Consider the following 2604-nt stretch of genomic DNA (forward strand, 5'->3'; position numbering starts at 1 on the left):
GGTTTTCATAGAACTTTTGACGTTACCGAATGTCATGAACAACGGATTAAGCCTTGCGCGCCAACTTCAAAAAGTCTTCGATAAACGTCGTACTAGCTTGATAAATTTGCTGATCAGATATCCTCCCCGCAGCATCCGACCAGATTGACGCGCTACTGCCAACAATGCCGTGGCGGGTCTTTAATTTCGTTTGGTGGTCAGTATGCCAAAGCATCGGCGTCCAGTATTGTTTCATGTCCTTACTCATATAGGCAACGCTCTTTGGCTTGAGATTGGCCTTTGACACGTTGAAATACAGATAGTAATCGTTGTAGTTAAATACCTTGAAGCCGTTTTGAATCAGCCGGGGCATCGAAGCCCACGCCTTTTTCCGTTCCTTGCCAAGTTCACCAGACTGATCAGCGGTCCAATTCCAGTAGGTAACCTGAATATCATGATTGATGGCCTTTAAACTGTTGGTTAAAAACCCATCGTTCCAAGCTTCCGGCGTAAATCCAAGCTTTTCAACGTTTTCGCTGGTGGCATTCAGGTAATTGATGTAGGCGGTATTCTTTGTGAGTTTGTCAGTAAACTCATCGCCGCCCAAGTGAAATCGTTTAATTCGCTGATCCGCAAACTCGCTTGCAATTTCACGGTCCATCCGCTTTACAAACGCGATGCTGGCAGCGTTCAAATGAAGTTCATCCCCGTAACTTTTAGATTGCCAGCTCAACTGCTTAGCGAGTTTGGCCTGACCTGACGCCTTCAGCGTTTTTACCAACCCAGTGACGTGGGCCGGCGTGTCAATCTCGGGAATCAGTGTGATGTGGTGCTGCTTGGCATCTTTCAGTAAATAAGCAATCTGCCCCCGGCTGTAAAAGGCTTGGTGAGATTTCTTGTTCCGCCAAACGCCGGCCGTTTTAGTGGCCCCCCGGGTAGTTTGACCCGCCGCCTTGTTTTCAATCGCAAAATCTTTGTCATCGCTTAGGTGCAACTGAATAAAGTTGCCGTGGTGGTCACTCACTAATCGAATGAACTTGACCAGCGTTGAAACTTGATAGTGGTGCCGGGAAACGTCAATTGTGACGCCATTAAAGCCCCGGTTGACCGTCGGCGCTTTCTTTGCCACCGGTTTACCGGCCATACTGCATCCCGTCAATAACACGATTAACGGCATTAGAAATAACCAAAACTTATGTATCATCCGCGAATCCCCCAAAATGAAATTTGTTTGAAATATATTTGCCCTCAATTGTCAAGTTAAGTGCAACACTAATGGCCTATTCTTATAATTGGTCTAGAAAGTTAAACCAGTTGTGGCATAACATCCGCTGGACAACTATAGCTTAAACAGCGGCGGGGACGGTGATTCAGCGTGTCTTGAACCAACTGCAGATCCACTAATGAGAGGTTTTTAAAGGAATGCCCCTTTGGGAAGAACTCTCTTAATTGACCATTCACATTCTCATTAGTGCCCCGTTCCCAGGGAGAATATGGATGGGCAAAGTAGATTTCCGTTCCTTGAACCTGATTTAAACTAGCGAATTCCGAGCCGTTGTCAAACGTGATCGTCCGAAAGTTTTCTGCACCGTAATCATCAATCGTATCTTGGAGGGCTTGCCGGCAAGTCTCTGCCCGGTAATCAGGCAATTTAACGATAATTTCCATCCGGCTAACTCGCTCGGTTAACGTCATTAAAGCTGGTTCGGACTCAACCCGTTTGGCTTTCACTAAGTCGCCTTCCCAATGGCCCAACTCCTGACGTTTCCGAACCACTGCGGGCCGGTCTTCAATGGACTGTCCAAGCCGTTTTTTATTCAGGCGGGCATGTCGGTGATTCGGGCGTTTAACGCGGCGACGTAGCTTCATGGGTAAATCATAGTTGTGAAGCTCCGGGAGCTTGCCAGCCTCGATATACCGATAGACCGTAGCCGGTGATGGGCAGGGAAAGCCCGGGTAATGAGCTTTGAAATAGTGGACATACGTATCGACACTGAAAACTTGTGGCTTAGCTTTTAAAGCTTTCGGCAGGGACTTGAAGAACACGGCAGCCCGCTGCAGTAAACCTTTGGGGTGACACTTGGCCCGCTGTTCTCGATAGTAAGCCGCCCCGCGCTCGGCAAAGTAGCCCTGATATGACCGATGTTTCTGGGAATCAATCTGGGTGGTTAACCCGCGTTTTAATTCGCGAGAAATGGTGCTGGGACTCCGGTGAAGCCGGCTGGCGATCTGACGAACGCCAAATCCTAATCGAGTCAGGGACTCAATTTGACCGCGTTCAAAAGATTGGAGTTGTTGGTAATGCTTAGGCATGATATTCTTAGTTTGGGTCATGAAGACACCTATCCTTATCTGTTGATTTTGTCGTTAATAATAAGAATAGGCCTTCATGGCCTTTTAAGCTAGTCTAATTGGTCTAGTTATCAAGTGTTGCACTTCAATTTTAAATCGAGGCAATGATCTTATTTGAATCGGGGTCGTGCCATAAAGGGCAACGTAGCCATCGGCTAATTTTTGCCAAGCCGCTTGATAATAAGCCCCATTTTCAGTAATTTCTTTTAAATACTTATAGGCGTCTTTAATTTTACATTTAGATTACAAGTGCATACCCCCATCTTCATGCCG

The 2604-nt window shown here is 46.8% G+C and carries 3 protein-coding genes; all 3 read right to left on the reverse strand.

Translation table 11 applies throughout. The features are described from left to right. Positions 1–46 precede the first annotated feature (46 nt). Positions 47–1183 (reverse strand): family 20 glycosylhydrolase, encoded by a 1137-nt coding sequence (locus IV84_RS10265; protein ID WP_226997994.1) that lies wholly within the window; start codon positions 1181–1183, stop codon positions 47–49. Between the two features lie 101 nt (positions 1184–1284). Further along, positions 1285–2313: an IS30 family transposase gene (locus IV84_RS10270; RefSeq protein ID WP_056986612.1), complete on the reverse strand. Its 1029-nt coding sequence runs from the start codon at positions 2311–2313 to the stop codon at positions 1285–1287. A gap of 63 nt (positions 2314–2376) precedes the next feature. Next, the gene (locus IV84_RS10825) at positions 2377–2562 is read right to left on the reverse strand and encodes a hypothetical protein (RefSeq protein ID WP_081115657.1); all 186 of its coding nucleotides are present in this window, start codon (positions 2560–2562) and stop codon (positions 2377–2379) included. Positions 2563–2604 lie beyond the last annotated feature (42 nt).

The sequence above is a fragment of the Pediococcus damnosus genome (assembly GCF_001437255.1).
GTDB lineage: Bacteria > Bacillota > Bacilli > Lactobacillales > Lactobacillaceae > Pediococcus > Pediococcus damnosus.